This is a genomic window from Frigoribacterium sp. Leaf44 (genome assembly GCF_001421865.1).
Lineage (GTDB): Bacteria > Actinomycetota > Actinomycetes > Actinomycetales > Microbacteriaceae > Frigoribacterium.
In genome coordinates, this window is the sequence record NZ_LMLG01000001.1 from 766104 (window position 1) to 785710 (window position 19607).

General features: G+C 73.3%; 22 protein-coding genes. 11 read left to right on the plus strand and 11 right to left on the minus strand.

Features of this window, described 5'->3' with window-relative positions; genetic code table 11:
* The first annotated feature begins 604 nt into the window (after window positions 1-604).
* The 7 genes from ASE87_RS16290 to ASE87_RS03550 all read left to right on the plus strand — a co-directional run bounded on the left by ASE87_RS16290 (window position 605) and on the right by ASE87_RS03550 (window position 6483).
* On the plus strand, window positions 605-1567 hold the full coding sequence (locus ASE87_RS16290; RefSeq protein WP_056225939.1) for a glycosyltransferase family 2 protein: 963 nt from the start codon (window positions 605-607) through the stop codon (window positions 1565-1567).
* A 127-nt stretch (window positions 1568-1694) separates the two neighbouring features.
* On the plus strand, window positions 1695-2891 hold the full coding sequence (locus ASE87_RS03525; RefSeq protein ID WP_056225943.1) for an FAD-binding domain-containing protein: 1197 nt from the start codon (window positions 1695-1697) through the stop codon (window positions 2889-2891).
* 79 nt (window positions 2892-2970) lie between these two features.
* On the plus strand, window positions 2971-3735 hold the full coding sequence (locus ASE87_RS03530; RefSeq protein ID WP_235472178.1) for a YqjF family protein: 765 nt from the start codon (window positions 2971-2973) through the stop codon (window positions 3733-3735).
* A 34-nt stretch (window positions 3736-3769) separates the two neighbouring features.
* Entirely contained in the window at window positions 3770-4318 is a 549-nt protein-coding gene (locus ASE87_RS03535) for a phosphoribosyltransferase (protein WP_056225946.1), read from the plus strand.
* Window positions 4315-5058: a Type 1 glutamine amidotransferase-like domain-containing protein gene (locus ASE87_RS03540; RefSeq protein ID WP_235472179.1), complete on the plus strand. Its 744-nt coding sequence runs from the start codon at window positions 4315-4317 to the stop codon at window positions 5056-5058. Before ASE87_RS03535 ends, ASE87_RS03540 begins: the two co-directional genes overlap by 4 nt.
* A complete protein-coding gene (locus tag ASE87_RS03545; RefSeq protein WP_056225949.1) occupies window positions 5055-5759 on the plus strand; it encodes a uracil-DNA glycosylase in 705 nt (234 codons plus the stop codon). Before ASE87_RS03540 ends, ASE87_RS03545 begins: the two co-directional genes overlap by 4 nt.
* A gap of 130 nt (window positions 5760-5889) precedes the next feature.
* Complete coding sequence (locus ASE87_RS03550; protein ID WP_056225952.1) at window positions 5890-6483, plus strand: GNAT family N-acetyltransferase; 594 nt, start codon at window positions 5890-5892, stop codon at window positions 6481-6483.
* Window positions 6484-6486: 3 nt separating this feature from the next.
* On the opposite strand, the gene ASE87_RS03555 is transcribed toward ASE87_RS03550, so the two are convergent.
* Window positions 6487-7104 carry a TetR/AcrR family transcriptional regulator gene (locus ASE87_RS03555; RefSeq protein WP_056225955.1) on the minus strand — a complete coding sequence of 206 codons (618 nt, stop codon included), beginning with the start codon at window positions 7102-7104 and terminating at the stop codon, window positions 6487-6489.
* 5 nt (window positions 7105-7109) lie between these two features.
* On the minus strand, window positions 7110-7448 hold the full coding sequence (locus tag ASE87_RS03560) for a multidrug efflux SMR transporter (protein ID WP_043593751.1): 339 nt from the start codon (window positions 7446-7448) through the stop codon (window positions 7110-7112).
* 121 nt (window positions 7449-7569) lie between these two features.
* Here ASE87_RS03560 and ASE87_RS03565 point away from each other — a divergent pair, with 121 nt between their 5' ends.
* Window positions 7570-8994 (plus strand): amidase, encoded by a 1425-nt coding sequence (locus tag ASE87_RS03565; protein ID WP_056225958.1) that lies wholly within the window; start codon window positions 7570-7572, stop codon window positions 8992-8994.
* Window positions 8995-9049: 55 nt separating this feature from the next.
* Here ASE87_RS03565 and ASE87_RS03570 read toward each other — a convergent pair whose 3' ends face one another.
* The 5 genes from ASE87_RS03570 to ASE87_RS03590 are packed head-to-tail and all read right to left on the minus strand — an operon-like array spanning window position 9050 to window position 14028.
* Window positions 9050-9856, minus strand: coding sequence for an ABC transporter ATP-binding protein (locus tag ASE87_RS03570; RefSeq protein WP_235472180.1), 807 nt, complete (start codon window positions 9854-9856; stop codon window positions 9050-9052).
* Window positions 9853-10632 (minus strand): ABC transporter ATP-binding protein, encoded by a 780-nt coding sequence (locus ASE87_RS03575; RefSeq protein ID WP_056225961.1) that lies wholly within the window; start codon window positions 10630-10632, stop codon window positions 9853-9855. Before ASE87_RS03575 ends, ASE87_RS03570 begins: the two co-directional genes overlap by 4 nt.
* A complete protein-coding gene (locus ASE87_RS03580; protein ID WP_082452274.1) occupies window positions 10629-11582 on the minus strand; it encodes an ABC transporter permease in 954 nt (317 codons plus the stop codon). Before ASE87_RS03580 ends, ASE87_RS03575 begins: the two co-directional genes overlap by 4 nt.
* A complete protein-coding gene (locus ASE87_RS03585; RefSeq protein WP_056225964.1) occupies window positions 11579-12532 on the minus strand; it encodes an ABC transporter permease in 954 nt (317 codons plus the stop codon). Before ASE87_RS03585 ends, ASE87_RS03580 begins: the two co-directional genes overlap by 4 nt.
* Entirely contained in the window at window positions 12529-14028 is a 1500-nt protein-coding gene (locus ASE87_RS03590) for an ABC transporter substrate-binding protein (RefSeq protein WP_056225967.1), read from the minus strand. Before ASE87_RS03590 ends, ASE87_RS03585 begins: the two co-directional genes overlap by 4 nt.
* A 285-nt stretch (window positions 14029-14313) precedes the next feature.
* Here ASE87_RS03590 and ASE87_RS03595 point away from each other — a divergent pair, with 285 nt between their 5' ends.
* Together ASE87_RS03595 and ASE87_RS03600 are read left to right on the plus strand one after the other, a co-directional pair.
* Entirely contained in the window at window positions 14314-14742 is a 429-nt protein-coding gene (locus tag ASE87_RS03595) for an SIP domain-containing protein (protein WP_056225969.1), read from the plus strand.
* A 13-nt stretch (window positions 14743-14755) separates the two neighbouring features.
* Entirely contained in the window at window positions 14756-15694 is a 939-nt protein-coding gene (locus ASE87_RS03600; protein WP_200925438.1) for a siderophore-interacting protein, read from the plus strand.
* A gap of 73 nt (window positions 15695-15767) precedes the next feature.
* Here the strand turns inward: ASE87_RS03600 and ASE87_RS03605 are convergent, their stop codons facing one another.
* Genes ASE87_RS03605 through ASE87_RS03615 form a run of 3 tightly spaced genes read right to left on the minus strand, consistent with a single transcriptional unit; the run spans window position 15768 to window position 18339 of the window.
* Window positions 15768-16589 carry an SDR family NAD(P)-dependent oxidoreductase gene (locus tag ASE87_RS03605; protein ID WP_056225973.1) on the minus strand — a complete coding sequence of 274 codons (822 nt, stop codon included), beginning with the start codon at window positions 16587-16589 and terminating at the stop codon, window positions 15768-15770.
* Entirely contained in the window at window positions 16586-16942 is a 357-nt protein-coding gene (locus tag ASE87_RS03610; RefSeq protein WP_235472181.1) for a Fe-S oxidoreductase, read from the minus strand. Before ASE87_RS03610 ends, ASE87_RS03605 begins: the two co-directional genes overlap by 4 nt.
* Complete coding sequence (locus tag ASE87_RS03615; RefSeq protein WP_056225976.1) at window positions 16939-18339, minus strand: NAD(P)/FAD-dependent oxidoreductase; 1401 nt, start codon at window positions 18337-18339, stop codon at window positions 16939-16941. Before ASE87_RS03615 ends, ASE87_RS03610 begins: the two co-directional genes overlap by 4 nt.
* A gap of 192 nt (window positions 18340-18531) precedes the next feature.
* Here ASE87_RS03615 and ASE87_RS03620 point away from each other — a divergent pair, with 192 nt between their 5' ends.
* Window positions 18532-18702, plus strand: coding sequence for a CsbD family protein (locus ASE87_RS03620; protein ID WP_043595102.1), 171 nt, complete (start codon window positions 18532-18534; stop codon window positions 18700-18702).
* Window positions 18703-18783: 81 nt separating this feature from the next.
* Here ASE87_RS03620 and ASE87_RS03625 read toward each other — a convergent pair whose 3' ends face one another.
* Window positions 18784-19554 carry a crotonase/enoyl-CoA hydratase family protein gene (locus ASE87_RS03625; protein WP_369813990.1) on the minus strand — a complete coding sequence of 257 codons (771 nt, stop codon included), beginning with the start codon at window positions 19552-19554 and terminating at the stop codon, window positions 18784-18786.
* Window positions 19555-19607 lie beyond the last annotated feature (53 nt).

Consider the following 19607-nt stretch of genomic DNA (forward strand, 5'->3'; position numbering starts at 1 on the left):
GTCTGACGGGTGAGGCCCCGACCCTACCGGCGTGCCGGGGGCTGCCGACCGGGTGGGTGGCCCGGGCGACGGGGGTCGGGGCGGCGCACCACACGGGTCACGAGCGGGTGGTTCCGACGCGGGGCGGCCCGGCGGACGACCGGGCGGACCTCGCCGACGGTGCCCGCGCCTCCTGCCGTCCGATGGCCCGGGGGCCGCGGAACCGCGCAGGACGGCGGGCATCACCCGGGGGGAGCCGGCGCGGGTCGGGCCCCACCCGGACGTCACCCGGACGAGGCCCCCTCGAACGGGGGACCCCCTCGTGCCTCGTCTTCCCAGGAGGCGCCCCGTAGCGTTGTCGAGGTCAGGACGCTCCGAACCCGAATCCGGGGCGTGCCTCTGCCGCGGTCGCCCGAATCGACCACCGGCCGACGACGCCGGGCCACCCACCCGACGACGTCCCCCGAACGCACCCTCCGACGATGGTCGCCACCCGAACGCGCCGCCCCGCGGCGTGACCGGCGCCCGTCGACGACCCCAGAGGAACCCCCGTGACCCTCCGCGTCCGCACGCCCCTCCCCGCCGTCCGCCCGTCCACCTGCCGCTCCCCCCGGGGAGGTGTCGCGTGAACCGCCCCGCCCCCCGCGTCAGCGTCGTCGTCTGCGCCGACGAGTCGACCCCGTTCGACGGTCTGACCGCAGCGCTCGACTCCGTCCTCCGCGACGGGGACGTGCACGACGTCCTCGTCGTCGTCGACCGTGCGCCGCGACTCCGCGACCACCTGCGCCACCGCTACGACGACCTCGTCGTGGTCGACAACACCCGCACGCCGGGGCTCGCCGGCAGCCGCGACACCGGCATCGAGTCGGCGCGAGGCGACGTCGTCGCGTTCCTCGACGCGGACTGCGTCGCCCACGCCGGCTGGGCCCGGGCGCTCGCCGCGCCGTTCGACCAGGTCGACGTGATCGCCGTCGTCGGCCGGACCGAGGCGACCTGGTCCGGTGCCGCCGCGTCGGCACTGCCCGACGACCTGCTCTGGGCCGTCGACTGCACGCCCCGCTCGCGTCCCGACGGTCTCGTGGGGCTCGACGACGTGGCGGGGGCGACGGTGGCGTTCCGCCGCTGGGACCTCCTGCAGGTCGGTGGCCTGGCCAGCGGGGTCGACGTCCGAGACGCCGTGCCCCGCGGTGCCGAGTTCGTCGAGCTGTGCCTGCGCCTGGCGGCGGACGAGCCGGAGGCGCGGGTCGTGTCGACCTCGTCGGCCCGCGTCTCGCGCACCGTCCGTCCCGGTGAGACGAGTCGGCGGTCCGTCGTCGGCGCCGCCGTCGACCGGGGTGTCGCCCAGATCGCCCTGCGACGCGCGGTCGGAGGGGACGGCGACGCCGACACCGACCGACGTGTCACGGCCGGCCGACTGGCCCTCGGTGCGTGGCGGACGCTCCTGCGCCGTCGTCGCGGGGCGACCGTGCTGGCAGCCGGGTCGATCGGTCTCGTGACCGGACGCGTGCTCGGTCTGGTGCGCGGGACGCGCATCGGCCTCCCGGTCGACCAGCTCGAACCGCTGCGCTCGGCCACCGTCCGCCACTGACCGGGGCCAGGACCTCGACCTCGACCTCGACCTCGGGGACGGGGCGGGTCGACGGCTCCGGCGTCCACCGCACGCCTCCCACGGACGAGGCCGGTCGGCACGGCCCGCGGGGTCGCACGATGGGGGCATGCCCATCCCGACCAGAGTCGCCGGCCTCGAGGCCCTCGACGAGTTCCTGCCCCGCGCCGGTTCCGCCTACGCACGTGATCGCAATCAGGACCTGGGGGTCTCGCGGCGCACCGTCTCGGGGCTGTCGCCGTACCTGCGCCACCGCCTCGTGACGGAACGCGAGGTCGTCGGCGCGGTCCTCGAGCGGCACACGCTCGGTGCTGCCGAGAAGTTCGTGCAGGAGGTGTTCTGGCGCACCTACTGGAAGGGCTGGCTCGAGCAGAACCCCGAGGTGTGGCGGCGGTACCGCCGGGACGTCGACCGCGCCGTCGACGCCGGCGTCCCCGCGGGGTACGAGGAGGCGGTCGCCGGCCGCACCGGCATCGACGCGATGGACGCCTGGGTGCGTGAGCTCGTCGACACCGGGTACCTCCACAACCACACGCGCATGTGGTTCGCCAGCATCTGGATCTTCACGCTCGGCCTGCCGTGGCAACTGGGCGCCGACTTCTTCTACCGACACCTGCTCGACGGCGACGCGGCCTCGAACACCCTGTCGTGGCGCTGGGTCGCCGGCCTGCAGACCGCCGGCAAGACCTACCTGGCGACGGCCTCGAACATCTCGCGCTTCACCGACGGCCGGTTCTCGCCCGCTGGCCTCGCCACCACGGCCCGGGCCCTCGACGAGGAGCCGCTGCCCCCGCGGACGCTCGTCGAGGCCGCCGACGTCGTCGGCTCCCCGGGCGGGCGGGTCGGACTGCTGCTCCACGAGGAGGACCTCGAGCCGGAGAGCCTGCTCGCCGAACGCCCCGGTCTCGTCGCCCGGCTGTCGGCCGTCGCCGTCTGCGCCGATCCCGGAGCACGGTCCCCACAGGGCGCCTCCGCCGCCGTCGTGGCCTTCACGACGGGCGCTCGGGACGACGCGGCGGCACGGACGCGGGACGCCGACGGTCGGCCCGCCCGGACGCTCACCGACGCACGGCCCGCCACCGTGGCCCGGTGGGCGCGGTCCGAGGGGCTCGACACGGTGGTGACGCCGTACGCCCCGGTCGGTCCCGTCCAGGAGCGACTGCCGGCCGTGCACCGAGCCCTCTCGTCCGAGGGGATCGACCTCGTCACCGTTCGACGGAGGTGGGACGGCGAGGCCTGGCCGTCCGCCTCCCGGGGCTTCTTCTCGTTCCGCGGTCGCATCCCCGAGCTCGTCCGCCGGCTCTGAGGCGGCCCGGGCGAGGGCCGGGGCGGCAGCTCGTCCGAGGCTGTGGACCGTCCAGGCGGTCGTCCGTACCGTGGAGGTCATGGACCAGACCATGCCGGGGGCCGAACCCGATCCGGTGTCCCGCACCGCGCCTCCGTTGCTCCGCCCCGCGTTCATCCGACAGCACTGGGGCGGCCTGGCTTTCGCGCACTGGCGGGTCGAGCCCGACCGTGTCGCACCGTTGCTGCCGCCCGGCACGCGGCCCGACGTGTTCGACGGATCGACCTGGGTCGGGCTGATCCCGTTCAAGCTGACCGGCAGCGCCTTCGGGCCGCTGCCCGCCGTGCCCTGGGCCGGGGACTTCCTCGAGACGAACGTGCGGTTGTACTCGGTCGACACCCTGGGCCGTCGGGGCGTGGTGTTCCGAACCCTCGAGGCCCAGCGTCTCGTGTCGGTGCTCGCCGCGAACGTGGGCCTCGGTCTGCCGTACCGGTGGGCGTCGATGCACGAGTCCCGGGCCGACGGGGTCGTGACGTACCGCAGCACCAGGCTCGGGCCGGGGGCGAACCCGTCGTCACGCCTGTCCGTCCGACCCACCGACGAGGTGGTCGAGGGTGATCCGCTCGCCGAGTTCCTCACCGCCCGATGGGGCATGCACGTCGCCCGGGGTGGGCGCACGAGGTACTGGCCGAACCGGCACGACACCTGGTCGCTGCGCCGGGCCGAGCTGGTCGACCTCGACGACGAGCTGGTGGCCGACGGCGGCCTGCCGGGCGTCACCGACCGCGAGCCCGACTCGCTGCTCTGGTCCGACGGCGTCGACACCGTCTTCGCGCCTCCCGGGGGTGCCTGGGTCCCCGCGTGACGCGTGGTGGCCTGCGCGCGTTACGGTTGTCGGCATGGTCACCCCACCCGACGACAGCCAGGCCGCCCCCGCACGACCCGAGGTCGAGGCTCCCGAGAGGGAGGTGCTCGGCTGGCTCGAGTTCGGAGAGGCCGCGCGGCACCTGGCCTCGGACGTCGTCCAGGCGGGGTTCACGCCCGACGTGATCGTCGCCGTCGCCCGCGGGGGGCTCGTGCTCGCCGGGGCCGTGGCCTACGCGCTCGACACCAAGATGTGCGGCTCGATCAACGTCGAGTTCTACACGGGCGTCGACGAGCGACTGCCCGAGCCCGTCCTGCTGCCCCCGACCCTCGACGCCCCGTCGCTCGAGGGCAAGAAGGTGCTCGTCGTCGACGACGTGTCCGACTCGGGGCGCACCCTCGTGCTCGTGCGCGACCTGCTCGCCGAGGTGGCCGCCGAGGTGCGCACCGTCTGCCTGTACAGCAAGCCCCGCACCGTGCTCGAACCCGACTTCGTCTGGAAGCGCACCGACCAGTGGATCACCTTCCCGTGGAGCGCCCAGCCGCCGGTCACGCGTGAGGTCGGCGCGGGGGTGGGCGCGTGAGCATCCACCTGGTGGGCGGCGGCTGGTCGCCCGACGACACCGAGCTCTACGGCCTCTTCGTGGCCGAGGCCGCCGTCCGCGGGGCCGCCGTCGGCCGGGCCGTGCCGCGCATCGCCGTGCTCATCGTCGTCGCCGACGACTCGCCGTCCGCCGAGTTCCGCGACGGCTACCCGGCCATGCTCGCCGCGGGCGGCCGCTGCGAGGCCCTCACCACGATCGTCGCCGCGGGTGACGAGTTCGACACCCGCGTGCTCAGCGACGTCGACGGGTTGCTCGTCGCGGGCGGGCTCACCCCGGCCTACCTCGACGCCGTCGCGCCGCTGATCGACCAGGTGCGCCTGCTCGTCGCCGACGGGCTGCCCTACCTCGGCTTCTCGGCCGGTGCGATGATCGCCGCCGACCGTGCCGTGCTCGGCGGCTGGTTGATCGGCGACGTCCCGGTCTGCCCCGAGGACGCCGCCGAAGACCTGGACGAGGTGACCCTCGCCGACGGACTCGGCCTCGTCGACCTCGCCATCGACGTGCACGCCGCCCAGTGGGGCACCCTGACCCGACTCATCGCCGCCACCGAGGCCGGACTCGTCCGCGGCGGCGTCGCCATCGACGAGAACACCGCCCTGGTCGTCGGCGAGGGCGCCCTCGCGGTGCTCGGCACCGGCAGCGTCTGGCGGGTCGAACCGCAGCTCGACGACGACGGCGAGATCGTCGGCGTCTCGGTCGGCACGCTCGGGGTCGAGTGACCGTCGAGGCGCACGACCACCGTCGACCCCTCTCGGAGCAGATCGACCCGTCGTGGGCGACCGCACTCGAGCCCGTGGCCGACCGCATCGCCGACATGGGCGAGTACCTGCGGGCCGAGGTGCGGGCGGGGCGTGGTTACCTGCCCGCCGGCGCGGACGTGCTGCGCGCCTTCCGTCAGCCCCTCGACGAGGTGCGCGTCCTGATCGTCGGTCAGGACCCCTACCCGACGCCCGGGCACCCGATCGGGTTGTCGTTCGCCGTCGACCCGCACGTCCGACCGGTCCCGCGCAGCCTCGCGAACATCTACCGCGAGCTGCACGACGACCTCGGCGTGCCCGTCGTCGAGCACGGTGACCTGACCTCGTGGTCGCGCCACGGCGTGCTGCTGCTCAACCGGGTGCTCACGGTGCGTCCGGGCGAGACGGCGTCGCACCGCGGCAAGGGCTGGGAGCCGGTCACCCAGCGCGCCATCGAGGTGCTGGCCGCACGGGGCGGGCCCCTCGTGGCCATCCTGTGGGGCCGTGACGCGTCGGCGCTCAAGCCGATGCTCGGCGACGTCCCCTCGATCGAGTCGCCGCACCCGAGCCCCCTGTCGGCGTCGCGCGGGTTCTTCGGATCGCGGCCGTTCAGCCGGGCGAACGAGCTGCTCGTCGCCCAGGGCGGCGAACCCGTCGACTGGACGCTGCCGCCCGCCGTCTGAGCCGTGACCGGTCGGCGTCCGTCCCGGAAGCGGGCATGTTCGTCGGATGCGGGCCGCCCCGAGCGCCCGCCGACGACGAACACGCCCCGCGTCCGCGCCGGGCCCACGTCCGGCGTGGCAGAGTGGGCCCGTGCTCGAAGAGGAATACCAGCCCCGCCGGCGCCTTCCCCGGGCACTGCGGCCCCCGGTCCCGGTCGAGCCCGGGTTCTCGTTCGAGATCCGCCCCGCGACGCCCGCCGACCTGCCCTACGTGCGCGAGATCTACAACCACTACGTGGCGAACTCGTCGGTCACCTTCGACGAGGACGCCATGACCCTCGCCGAGTGGCGTCGCAAGTACGCCTTCGTCACGAAGCTCGGCATGCCCTTCCTCGTCGCGGTGAACCCGTCCGGCGAGGCCCTCGGCTACGCGGTGGCGACCCCGTGGGGTGGGAAGGCGGCCTATCGATACACCGTCGAGAGCTCGATCTACCTGCGGGCCGCGTCGACCGGCAAGGGCCTCGGCCGTGCCCTGCTCGAGGCGCTCGTCGAGGCCTGTCGTGACGCCGGCATCCGCGAGATGATCGCGGTCATCGCCGACAAGAACGCCGAGGCGTCGATCGGCCTGCACGAGCGGATCGGCTTCACCGAGGTCGGTCGCATGGGCCGGGTCGGCTTCAAGTTCGGCCGCTGGCTCGGAACGGTCACGATGCAGAAGTCGCTCAAGAAGCGCCGCCGCGGCTGAGCCTCAGAGCGACGGCCCGACGATCTCGCGCAACACGCGTTCGGTCGCGTCCGCGGTGGCGGGCTCGCCGCGCCAGAGCATGCGGACGATCAACCCGTCGACCGCGAGGGCCACGACGTCGACCCGCTCGGTGGGCACGCCCGCCCGCCTCAGCACGTGCTCGAGCGACGAGTACCAGAGGTCGGCGTCCTCGCGCAGCGACTCGTCCCGCATGGCGGTGAAGAGCAGCTCGTACTGCGCCCGGGCCGACCCGCGCTCGGTGATCGCGTACCGGACGAGGGTCTCGGCCAGGTCGGCCAAGGAGGCGCGCTCGAGTCGGTCGAACGACCGCACCCAGTCGGTGGTCGCGTGGCGCAGCGCCGCGCGCAGCAGGTCGTCGCGTCCGGCGAAGTAGTAGGTGGCCGCCGAGACCGGGACGCCGGCGGCGCGGGCGACCGCCCGGTGCGTCACGGCCGAGGGGCCGCCCGCCTCGAGGACGGCCAGGACGCCGTCGAGCAGCGCGCGCCTCCTGGTCTCGCCCTTCGGGGTGAGGGCCTGGCCGCCGGGGCCGGCGGACGGGCCGCCGGGGCCGGGGGACGGGCCGCCGCGGGCCCGGCCGTCACCCGCCGTGGTGTCGGTCACCGGGGTCAGGCCGCGGCCTCGTGGCGACCGCCGAGCTCGAGCATGGTGACGCCGCCGATGACGAGGACGATGCCGCCGAGCTGGACGAGGGTCAGGGGCTCCTTGAAGAAGATCCAGCTGATGAGGGCGACGAGCACGACGCCGACGCCGGCCCAGATCGCGTAGGCGATGCCGAGCGGCACGCCCTTGGTCAGCGACTGCGAGAGCATCGCGAACGCGAAGACGTAGCCCACGACGACCGCCGCGTACTGCCACCACTTGGCGTCGGGGCCGCTGGTGACCTTGAGGAAGCTCGTGGCGAAGACCTCGCCGACGATGGCGAGCGCGAGGAAGAGGTAACCCATGACGGTGTCCTGTCGAGACGTGCGACGGTCCCGGCGGCGACCTGCGGCCGAGGGAGCACGAATGGGACAAATGTACCAGAAACAGCCGTCCGTGCCCGGGGCCGCGGCCTAGGCTCGACGGGTGTTCGAACTCCACCACCTGAGCGCCCACGAGCAGTGGGACTGGCTGCGCCGCGGCGAGGTCTCGCCCCGCGAGCTGACCACCCACTACCTCGAGCGCATCGCCCGCCTCGACGGCGACCTCGGCGCGTTCGTCACGGTGACCGGCGAGGCCGCCCTCGAGCGGGCCGACGCCCTGGCCGCCGCCGGGCCCTCGGTCGCGCCGCTCTGGGCGCTGCCGCTGGCCGACAAGGACCTCAGCGACCGGGCGGGCGTGCCGACCTGGTCGGGATCGCGGCTGAGCAGGGGGCGCCTGCCCGGGGCGTCGTCCGAGATCACCGAGGTGCTCGACGAGGCCGGCGCGATCAGCGTGGGCAAGACGGCCACGCCCGAGTACGGGCTGACCGCATACACCGAGACGCTCGTCGGTCCTCCGACGCGCAACCCGTGGTCGCTCGAGGCGGGCGCGGGCGGCTCGAGCGGCGGGGCCGCCGCCGCCGTCGCCGCCGGGCTGCTGCCGTTCGCGCCCGGCTCGGACGGCGGCGGCAGCATCCGCATCCCGGCGGCCGCCACGGGCCTCGTCGGCCTCAAGCCCTCGCGGGGTCGGGTGCCGGCGCAGTCGGGTCTGACCAGCCTCGCGGGCCTGCCGGTCGGCGGGGCGCTGGCTCGCTCGGTGGCCGACGCCGCCCTGCTGCTCGACGCCATGGTGTCGCCCGACGGTCGCGACCCGCGGCACCACCAGGCGCTCTGGGCTCCGCCGTCACCCGACGGTGCCTACCTCGGCACCGCCGTGCGCGGCGAGGGACGCTTCCAGGTCGCGGTCATGACGACCAGCCCCTGGGACGACGCGTTCGACGTCCGGGTCGACCCGCGCCTCCTGGGCGTCCTCGGCGAGACCGCCGACCTGCTCGCGACGATGGGGCACGGGGTCGACGAGACCAGCCTGCCGCCGTCGGACTACCCGGCGCTCTTCCGCACGATCTGGCAGGCGGGAGCGGCGGGCATCCCGGCCGAGACCGAGGCCGAGCTGGCACTGCTCGAGCCGATCACCCGGTGGCTGGTCGAGCAGGGCCGACGCGTGACGGCACGCGAGCTGTCGGCGGCGCTCGTCGGGCTGGCGGCGTTCGAGCGCGCCGTCGTCGAGCGGTTCTCGGCCTTCGACGCCGTCCTGACGCCGACGCTCGCGATGGTGCCGCGCCCGATCGGCTGGTACGACGCCGAGGACGCCGAACGCAACTTCGAGCAGCAGTGCCTGTACTCGCCGTTCACGTCGTTCGTCAACGTGGCCGGGTTGCCCGCGATCAGCCTCCCGGTGGGCGAGGTCGACGGCGTGCCCGCCGGCGTGCAGCTGATCGGGCGACCGGGACGCGAGGACGTCCTGCTCGCGATCGGCGCCCAGCTCGAGCGGCGGCTGCGGTGGCAGCGTCGGCACCCGCCGATGTGGTGAGCCGGGCTGCCACCCGGTGACGAGCCGGGCTGCCACCCGCTGACGAGTCGGGGTCTCAGTCGAGCGTCGGCACCGAGTCGACGAGCGTCCGTGTGTAGTCGTGCTGCGGTCGGCGCAACACGTCGTCGGTGACCCCCTGCTCGACGACGCGACCGTCGCGCAGCACGGCGACCCGGTCGGCGAGGTGCTGCACGAGCCCGATGTCGTGCGAGACGAGCAGCAGCGACAGCCCGCGTTCGTCGCGCAGCTCGCGAAGCAGGTCGAGGATCTGTGCTCGCACGGTGACGTCGAGGGCACTCATGGGCTCGTCGCCGATCAGCAGTCGCGGCCGGTGCACGAGGGCCCGGGCCAGGGCGATGCGTTGCCGTTGGCCCCCGCTGAACTCGTGGGGCCAGGCCTCGGCGTCGCGCGCCGCCAGACCCACGCGCTCGAGCATCTCGGCCACCAGACGGTCGTGGTCGCCCTCGACGCCTAGCGCACGCAGCGGCTCGGCCACGGTGTCGCCGACGCGCATGCGGGGGTCGAGCGAGCTGAAGGGGTCCTGCAGGACGATCCCGGTCTGCCGCCTCAGCCAGCGCAGGCGGGATGCGCGGTCGGGGGCGACCGTCCGGCCGTCGAACGTCACGGTGCCCGAGGTCGCCCGGTCGAGGGCGAGCAGCAGGCGCACGAGCGTGGACTTGCCCGAGCCCGACTCGCCGATCAGGGCGACGCTCTCGCCGGCCGCGACCTCGAGGTCGGCGTCGACGAGCGCGTGGCGCACCGGCCCCGGCTGGAAGGGCGACCGGCGCGGCAGCGTGAAGGTGCGGGTGAGGCCCCGGGCGACGAGCAGAGGAGGCGCGGGTGCGGTCGTCGGGTCGCTCACGAGGCCCTCCAGGTCGTCGTCCTCGTGGCCTCGACGAGTCCGCGGGTGACCTCGTGCTCGGGGCGGTGCAGCAGCTGCTCGACGGGGCCGCGTTCGACGACGCGCCCGTGCGACAGGACCGCCGCGTGGTCGGTGATGCGAGAGAGCACCGCGAGGTCGTGCGTGACGAAGAGCAGCGACGTCCGCTGCTCGTCGACCAGGCGCTGGAAGAGCGCGAGCACCTCGGCCTGCGTCGTGACGTCGAGGGCCGTGGTCGGTTCGTCGGCGAGCACGAGCCCGGGGCGGTTGATCAGGGCCATGGCGATGCCGACGCGCTGTCGCTGACCGCCCGAGAGCTGGTGCGGGTAGAGGTCGACGACGGTCTCGGGGTCGGGCAGGCCGACCTCGGCGGCGGTGGCCACCGCCCGGGCGCGGGCGTCGCGGCGACCGACGCGGCCGTGCAGGCGGAGGGGCTCGGCGATCTGCCGCCCGACGGTGACGACGGGGTCGAGGGCCGTGCGGGGGTCCTGGAAGACCGTGCCGACGACGCGGCCGCGCAGGCCGGCCAGCTCGCGCTCGGACGCCCCGAGCAGCTCGCGCCCGTCCAGCCGGATGCTGCCCGTGGCGCGGGCGCCGTCGGGCAGCAGGCCGAGGACGGCCAGCGTCGTCATCGACTTGCCCGAGCCGGACTCGCCGATCAGCCCGACCCGAGCACCGTCGGGCACGTCGAGCGAGAGGCCGTCGACGACGCGGCGGTCGCCGACGGTGACGGTCAGGTCGTCGATCACGAGGCTCACGAGACGACCCCCGGGGTGGTCGGGGTGCCCGCGGCACCCGGGGCGGTCGCCCGCGGGGGAGCGGTGGACGGGCCCGACGTCGAGGGGGAGCCCGGGGTGCCGCGTCCCGTCCGCCGGGACCGCAGCCGGGGATCGGAGGCGTCGCGCACGGCGTCGCCCAGCAGGTTGAGCGCCAGCACGGTCAGCGTGATGGCCAGCCCGGGCCAGACGACCGAACCGGGGTGCACGCCGATGAACTTCTGCAGGTCGCTCAGGAGGCGCCCCCACGAGGCGGTGTCGGCGGGGGCGCCGTAGCCGAGGAACGACAGCCCCGCCTCGGCGAGCACGCTCGTGGCCATGGACAGCGAGAGCTGGACGACGACGACGGGCGCGATGTTCGGCAGCACGTGGCGACGCAGCACGGCCCCGGTGCCGAGCCCGTTCGCCCGGGCGGCGAGCACGTAGTCGGTCCGCGCGACCTGGCGGATCTCGGACCGGCTGACCCGGGCGATCGTCACGCCGTAGCCGACGCCCACGGCGACGACCACGACGGTGAGCGACCCGCCGAACGCCGCGGCGAGGGCCATGGCGATCAGGAGCGTCGGGAACGCCACGAGCACGTCGATCAGCACGGCGACCGACTCGCGCACCCAGCGGGCCGTCAACGAGCCCAGGGCGGCCAGGCCGACCCCGACCACGGTGGCGACCACGCCCGAGGCGACGGCGACCACGACCGTCGTCCCGGTGGCCGCGAAGACGTAGCTGAAGATGTCCCGGCCGACCGAGTCGGTGCCGAAGGGGTGCCCGAACGAGGGCGTCAGCCAGGCCGAGTACGGGTCGGTGTCGAACGGGTCGAGCGGGGTCCAGACCCGGCTGACCAGGGCCGACAGGACGATCAGGGTCAGCCAGCCGACACCGAACGCGCCCTGCGGTCGACGCAGCAGCTCGCGGACGAACGCGCCGCGCCTCATCGGTCGCCCTCGCGGAGGCGCGGGTCGAGCCGTCGGTGCACGAGGTCGATCACGAGACCGATGAACAGCACGAGCGTGGTCAACGTCATCAGTTCACCCTGCACCTTCGTCAGGTCGCGGCGACCGACGTCGGTCACCAGCATGCGGCCGAGTCCCGGCAGCGTGAACAGCTGCTCGATGACGACGGCCGACACGATGAGGCCCGCCACCTGCAGGCCGAGGATCGACACGACGCTGAGCATGACGTTCGGCAGCCCGTGGCGGACGAGGGCACGCGACCGGGTCATGCCGTTGGCGGCGGCCGTCCGCACGTAGTCCTGGTCGAGGGCCCCGAGCGCCGCCGAGCGCGTGAAGCGCAGCAGGACGGCCCCCTCGACGATGCCGATGGTCAGGGCCGGCAGCACGAGCGAGCGCAGCGCCCGCCCGGGCTCGCTCCACCCGTCGGCCGGGAACCCCTGCGTGGGCAGCAGCCGCAGCGTCACGGCGAAGACGCCGATCAGCAACATCCCCGCCCAGACGACCGGGACGGCCGCCAACAGCTGGGCCCCCGTGCCGAGGACGACCCCGGAGGCGCGGCCGCGGCGGAGCGCGCTCGTCACGCCGAGCGGGATGCCGATCAGCAACCCGAAGACCAGGGAGAGCGCCGCGAGCGGGAGGGTGACGGCCAGCTTGTCGAGCACCTCGTCGATCACCGGCGTGCCGGTGACGAGCGACTCGCCCAGGTCGAGTCGCACCAGCCCGCCGGCCCAGTCGAGGTACTGCACCACGACGGGCCGGTCCAGGCCGAGCTGCTGACGCAGGGCGGCCACCTGCTCGGGCGAGCCGGTCGTCCCGGCGATCGCCTGGGCGACGTCTCCCGGCAGCAACCGCAGGGTCGCGAAGATCAGCACGCTCGCGACGGCCAGCCCCCCGACGAAGAGGAGCAGGCGGCCGACGACGAAGCGGGTCACTCCGTCGTGGCCAGGTCAGCCAGGTCGAGGCGGGTCGTGGTCGAGCTCGTCGGGAACCCGGTGACTCCGTCGTGGATCGCCGTCAGCGTGGTGGCCGTGTAGAGCCACTCGGCGGGGGCGTCGTCCGAGACGATCTTCGCCGCCTCGGCCAACTTCTCGTCGGCGACCTGCGGGTCGGTGGCCGCGATCGACTCGGCGTAGAGCTGCTGCACGGGCGCACTGTCGTAGCCCCAGTAGTAGTCCGGGTTCGCCCAGTTCGAGAAGTCGTGGGTCTCGGCGTGGTTCACCATGCTGAGCTCGAAGTCCTTGTTCACGTAGACGTCGTCGAGCCAGGTGCTGAAGTCGACCTGCTGCACCGTCAGCGTGACGCCGACGGCCTTGAGCTGCGTCGTCAGCACGTCGCCGATCGCGGCCGGGTAGACGTTGGGGTACTCGAGGGTGAGCGACAGGTCGCCGTCGTGGCCGGCCTCGGCGAGCAGGCTCTTCGCCTCGTCGGGGTCGTAGGCGTCGACGCTCGTGAGGTCTTCGTAGCCGGGGTCGAGCTCGGGGATCGGGCCGCCCTGGTCGACGGCCGACCCGCCGACGGCGGCGATCAGTGCGTCGTTGTCGATCGCGAGTCGCAGGGCCTTGCGGACCTTCGCGTCGGTGAAGGGTGCGACGGCGTTGTTGAACGCGAGCGTGTACTTGTCGGTCGTCCTGCCCTTCTCGAGCGTGATGCCGTCCACGCCGTCGAGCTGGCTCGACAGGGTCGCGTCGACCGCGGTCTGCACGTCGACGTCGCCCGAGATCGAGGCGTTGATCGCCGCGGACGGGTCGGTCACGTAGCGGAAGGTGACGCCCGCGACCTTCGCCGGGGTGCCCCAGTAGTCGTCGAAGCGCCCGAGCTGCAGGTTGTCGCCCTGTCGCCAGCTCGTCAGCTCGAAGGGGCCGGTGCCGTTCGCCGTCGTCGAGAGGTCGTTCGTCGCCGACTGCTGCAGCACGAGACCGGCCCGCCCCGTGAGGTCGAACAGCAGGGACGAGTCGGGTCGCGAGAGCGTGAGCACGACGGTGTCGGCGGCGGGCGCCGTGATGGTCGAGACGGCGGCGAGGTCGGCGTGGTTCGCGAGCGAGGCGTCGTCCTTGACCTGCGACAGCGACCAGACGACGTCGTCGGCCGTCATCGCGGCACCGTCGTGGAAGGTCACGCCGTCGTGCAGCGTGAACGTGTAGGTGAGGCCGTCGTCGCTGACCGTGTGGCTCGCGGCCAGCACGTCGCGGATCTCGTTGTCCTGCGTGCGGCCCACGAGGCCCTGGTAGACGTTGTCGATCAGCACCTGGTCGAGGGCGATGCCGGCCGTGGTGCGGATGTCGAGGTCGCTCGGCTCGAGCACGAGACCGACCGTGACGGTCGCGTCGGGGTCGGGGGTGCCCGACCCGTCGGGGGACGAGGCGGACGAGCAGCCCGTCACGACGAGCAACAGCGCGGCGACGGCGGCGGAGAGGGGGAGGGTGCGCACCTGGTGGGGCCTTCCGGGGATGGCCGTGGCGGATCGTCCACGGCGACGAGGGACCGGGGGCGCGGGAGAGCCCCTCGGTCGTTCGGCGGGGGAGTCCCGGTCGCTGCTGAACCGGTCCACGCGATCCGCCACCGTGTTGCTGTCGGACACGGCACGGCCCCTTGTGCCGGGCGTCGCTGACGGACTCCCGAACCCGACAGAACTTACCATCACGGCAGCGAGGTCGCTGTCAATCGAGAGACCCGTGTGGCGGATGAGGCAAGCCTTACCTATATTGAAGGGGACATGCTCCTCGTAGACCAGAACCCGCCCCTGCCGCACGACGCCCTGCGCGTCCTGTTCGCCGCAGAAGCGACGTCGATCCCCGTCCTGCGAGAGATGCTCTCGGTCCTTCCGATCTGCGCCCGGGGTCAGGTGTTCGTCGAGGTCGAGAGCGCCGACGACGTCGTGCCGCTCGCCTCGCCGGGTCGCGTCACGGTGACCTGGCTCGCCCGTGACCGCCGCTCGGGCGTGCCCGGCACCAGCACCGCCTGTGCCCCCGGTCAGGCCCTCGAGCGGGCGGTCCGGGCCTGGCTCGGCGAGATGTACGTCGAACCCGAGACCGTCGCGACGGGCGACCACGTCGTCTGGATCGGCGGCCCGCCCTCGTTCGCCTACGACCTGCGGCACGACCTGCACGAGCTCTTCCACGTCGGCACCCCCGCCGACGCCTGAGCGGCGCCCCTCGATGACGATCACGTCCACCGCCACCGTCGAGCGCCCGGCGAAGCCGGCCCACCGTCCCTACCGCGTCCGGGTCGCGGCCGTCCGTCGCCTCGCCCCGTCGTTCGTGCGCATCACGTTCACCGGCGACGACCTGGGCGACTTCGGGGTCGACGGTCTCGACCAGCGCATCAAGGTCGTGCTGCCCCTCGAGGCCACCGGCTACGACACGTTCCCCACCGACGACTGGTACGCCTCGTGGCGCGCCCTGCCTGCCGAGCAGCAGAACGTCTTCCGCACCTACACCGCGCGAGCCGCCCGCCCTGCGCTGCGCGAGGTCGACGTCGACTTCGTCTGCCACGGCGACACCGGCCCCGCCTCGGCCTGGGCCGGTCGTGCCCGGGTCGGCGACGACCTCGTGCTGATCGGTCCCGACGCGACGAGCGGCGTCACGGGCAGCGGGGTCGAGTGGTCACCGGGTGACGCACGCACCGTCCTGTTGGCCGGGGACGAGACGGCGGCCCCGGCGATCTGCTCCATCGTCGAAGCACTGCCGACCGACGCCAAGGGGTGCGTCTTCATCGAGATCCCGACCGCGGCCGACGAGCTCGACCTCGTCGCGCCTCCCGGCGTCGACGTCCACTGGCTGCCGAGGCGGGACGCCACGTCCGGCCACGGTGAGGCCCTGGTGATCGCCGTCCGTCGCTGGACGGCCCGCTACGTCACCGCCTGGCACCACGGCGTCGAGGTGAGCGAGGTCGACGTCGACCACGACCTGCTCTGGGACGTCCCGCAGGGCGACGACCCGCGCGGTGCCGCCGTCAGCTCCGACCTCTACGCCTGGTTCGCGGGCGAGGCGGGGGCGATCAAGACGCTCCGTCGCTTCCTCGTCAGCGAGGTCGGCGTCGACCGGCGCCAGGTCGCCTTCATGGGCTACTGGCGGGTCGGCAAGTCCGAGTCCTGACGCGAGGCCCTCGACGACGAAGGAGGCGCGACCACGTCGGTCGCGCCTCCTTCGTCTCGTCCCCTGGTCGCGCCTAGACCTCGGCGGGCAGGCCGACGAGCTCGGAGGTGCGCTCCCAGAGGGCCTCGGCGAGCAGCGGGTCGGTCGCCTGACGGTGCAGGCGACCGTGCGGCGTCAGCTGGTCGAAGTAGGTACCGCTCTCGACCGCGATCGTCGTGGGCCCGGCGAGCTGGATCAGCGGCACGGCACCGGCCGGGGCCGAGATGCCGTAGTTGCCGTTGGTCAGCACGTTCGCGACCCGCATCGAGCGCGAGTCCGAACCGAAGCCGGTGACCACGATGCCCGGGTGGAACGAGAACGCCTCGAGCCCGGTGCGTTTGGCCAGCTCGCGGATGAAGAGGACGGTCTCGATCTTGGTCGTGCCGTACTGACGCCACCCACCGCCCCAGCGACGTTTCGCCCAGTTGAGGTCGTCCAGTCGCACGTGGCCCAGCAGGTTGGCCGTGCTCGCCGTCGAGACGACGCGGCCCCCGCTCTCGACGAGGCGGGGCAGGAGCAGCCGGGTCAGGAGGAACGGTGCGAGGTGGTTCGACTGCAGGGTGCGCTCGAAGCCGTCCGCCGTGACGCCCCGTTCGCTGACGAGACCGCCGGCGTTGTTCGCGAGGGCGTCGATCCGCGGGTAGCGGTCGAGCAACCGGTCGGCCAGCGACCGGACGTCGTCGAGTCGGTCGTAGTCGACCAGGAAGGCCGTTCCGCCCACCTCGTCGGCGACGGCCTGCGTGCGCTCGGGATCGCGCCCGACGACACCGATCTCGGCGCCGCCCTTCGCGAGCTCGCGGGCGGCCTCGCGGCCGATGCCGCTGCTCGCCCCGGTGATGATCACGGTGCGGGTCATCGATATCCGCCCTTCTCGAGGCCGGCCTCGATCTCGAATCTGTTCGACAGCGGGTCGCTGCCGGCCAGGAAGTACAGTACGGGCATCAGCATGCCGTACCTCCGCCACTGACGGACGTGCACGGCCTCGTGTTCGAGGACGCGCGGCCCGTCGTTGTCCCGGGTGAGGTAGACCCGACCGACGCAGGTGCCGCCGCGCTTGAACGCCCAGCGGGGCAGTCCGCGGCACACGATCAGGTCACCGACCACGCGGACGCGCCCGACGCTGAGCGGCACCCCGACCGCGAGACCGACGGCCGTCGCCCAGGCGCAGCCGAGTCGCGAGATCGGGGAGTCGAGCAGGGGGTTCTTCACGGACGGCCGTAGGCGTCGAGCAGGCGCAGCCAGACTTCGCTCACCGTCGGGTACGACGGGACGGCGTGCCACAGCCGGTCGATCGGCACCTCGCCGACGACGGCGATCGTGGCGGCGTGCAGCAGGTCGCTGACGTCCGGGCCGACGAAGGTCGCACCGACGATCACCTTGCGGGACTCGTCGACGACGAGCCGCGCCTGGCCCTTATACTCGTCCGAGTGGATGGCCGAACCGGCGACCGCGGCGAGGTCGTAGTCCACGACCCTGACGTCGATGCCGCGCTTGCCGGCGGCGTCGGCGGTGAGGCCGACGCTCGCGACCTCGGGGTCGGTGAAGGTGACCTGCGGCACGGCCGCGTCGTCGGCGGTGGCGACGTGGGCGCCCCACGGCTCGGCCTGCACGGGCTTGCCGAACGCGCGGGCGGCGATGACCTCGCCGGCGGCGCGGGCCTGGTACTTGCCCTGGTGGGTCAGCAGCGCGCGGTGGTTGACGTCTCCCACGCCGTAGAGCCAGTCGGTGCCCTTGACGAGCATGGTGTCGTCGACGTCGAGCCACTCGCCGGGGGTCAACCCGACGTTCTCGAGCCCGAGGTCGGTGGTGCGGGGCACGCGGCCGGTCGCGACGATGATCTCGTCGGCGATCACCGTCGAGTCGTCGTCGAGGGTGACCTCGACCGTGTCGTGCTCGGTGCGCAGCACGTTCGAGGGCGAGACGCCGAGTCGCACGTCGACGCCGAGTCCGCGCAGCGAGTCGGCGACGAGTTCGCCGGCGAAGGGCTCCTGCCCGCCGAGCAGACCGCTGCGCGCGATCAGGGTGACGGTGGAGCCGAGCTGCTGGTACGCCGTGGCCATCTCGGCCGCGACGACGCCGCCGCCGACGATGACGACGCTCTGCGGCATCGACTTCACGCTGGTGGCCTCGCGGCTGGTCCAGGGCTTCGCCTCGGCGAGGCCGGGGATGTCGGGCAGCAGCGCCGACGAACCGGTTACCGCGGCGACGGCGTACTTCGCCTGGTGCACCTCGCCGTTCACCGTGACCTCCTTGACGCCGGTGATGGTGGCGTGACCGCGGATCAGGTCGATCCCGGCGCCCTCGACCCAGTCGGCCTGGCCCGAGTCGTCCCAGTTGCTGGTGAACGAGTCACGGCGACGCAGCACGGCGGCGACGTCGACGTCGCCGGTCACGGCCTGCTTGGCCCCGTCGAGCGTCTTGGCGGCACGGACGACGGCGCTGGACCGCAGCAGCGCCTTCGAGGGCATGCACGCCCAGTACGAGCACTCGCCACCGACGAGCTCGGCTTCGACGAGGCCCACCTTGAGGCCGTTGCGGGTGGCGTAGTCGGCCACGTTCTCGCCGACAGCGCCGGCTCCGATCACGATGAGGTCATAAGTCGTCATGGCCCCGACGCTAGTCTCCCCGGGTCCTGCGTTCTCAGGCGGGTCCACCCGGGGCATGGCCGTTTCGTGAAACTCTCCTGGGTCTTCCCTGAACGGCCTGAGCGAGATCCGGGAGGCGCGGGTAGCGTCCCTCACATCAGCGCACCACCGCGATCCTTGCGGCGGAGCGCGTCAACCTACGAGGAGGCACACATGGGACTCGACGACAAGATCAAGAACGCCGCTCAGGACATCGCCGGCAAGGCGAAAGAAGCTCTCGGCGACCGCAAGGGCGACGACGAGCTGAAGGCCGAAGGTCAGAAGGACCAGGCCGGTGCCTCCGCCAAGAAGGTCGGCGAAGACGTCAAGGACGTCTTCAAGTAGGCCGATCCGCCTCGTTCTCGAGCCCGTCCACCCTCTGGGGTGGGCGGGCTCTTTCGTGTGCCCACGGCCGAGGAGGCGCGGTCAGCGTCCCGTGAACTCCGCGGCGGTCCGCGACACGAAGGCCTCGAACCCGATCCGGGCGTCGTCCGAAGCGAGCAGCCGCACGAGCTCGGGCTGCAGACGGGCCTCGGCCGCGGCGTCGCCCTCGCGGACCGCGAGTCGGGCGTTCGCCAGGGTCGCCTGCACGGCCAGGGGGGCCTGCGCCGCGATCCGTCGAGCGAGGTCGAGGGCGTGGTCGAAAGCCGATCCGACGTCGACCAGGTCTTGCACGACCCCGATGCGCCGCGCCTCCTCGGCGTCGAGGAGGTCGCCGGTCAGCAAGTACCGCATGGCGTCGCCCCAACCGACCCGGCGGGGGAGGCGGATGGTCGCGCCGCCGAACGGGAGGATCGCCCGGCTCACCTCGATCTGACCGAAGCGGGCGTCGCGGCTGGCCACCACGACGTCGCTCGCCAGGGCGAGTTCTACCCCGAGCGTCAGGCAGGTGCCCTGCACGGCCATGACCACGGGCTTGCTCACCTGTCGACCATGCACCTGCCACGGGTCGAGGCCCCCCTCGGGGACGACGTCGAGGCCCTCGGCCGTCACCGCGGGCACCACGTCGCCGAGATCGAGGCCGGCGGTGAAGTGGTCCCCGTGGGCGAAGAGCAGCCCGACGCGCAGGTCGGGGTCACGGTCGAGCTCGCCGTAGGCCAGGGCCAGCTCGCGCAGCATCCGGAGGTCGGCGGCGTTGCGCTTCTCGGGCCGGTCGAGGCCGATCAGCAGCACGTGGCCGTCGCGCTCGACCGTCACTCGCGGACGGTCCTCGCCCGAGGCGGCTCGGTCTGCCGGGTCGGCGCTCGTCG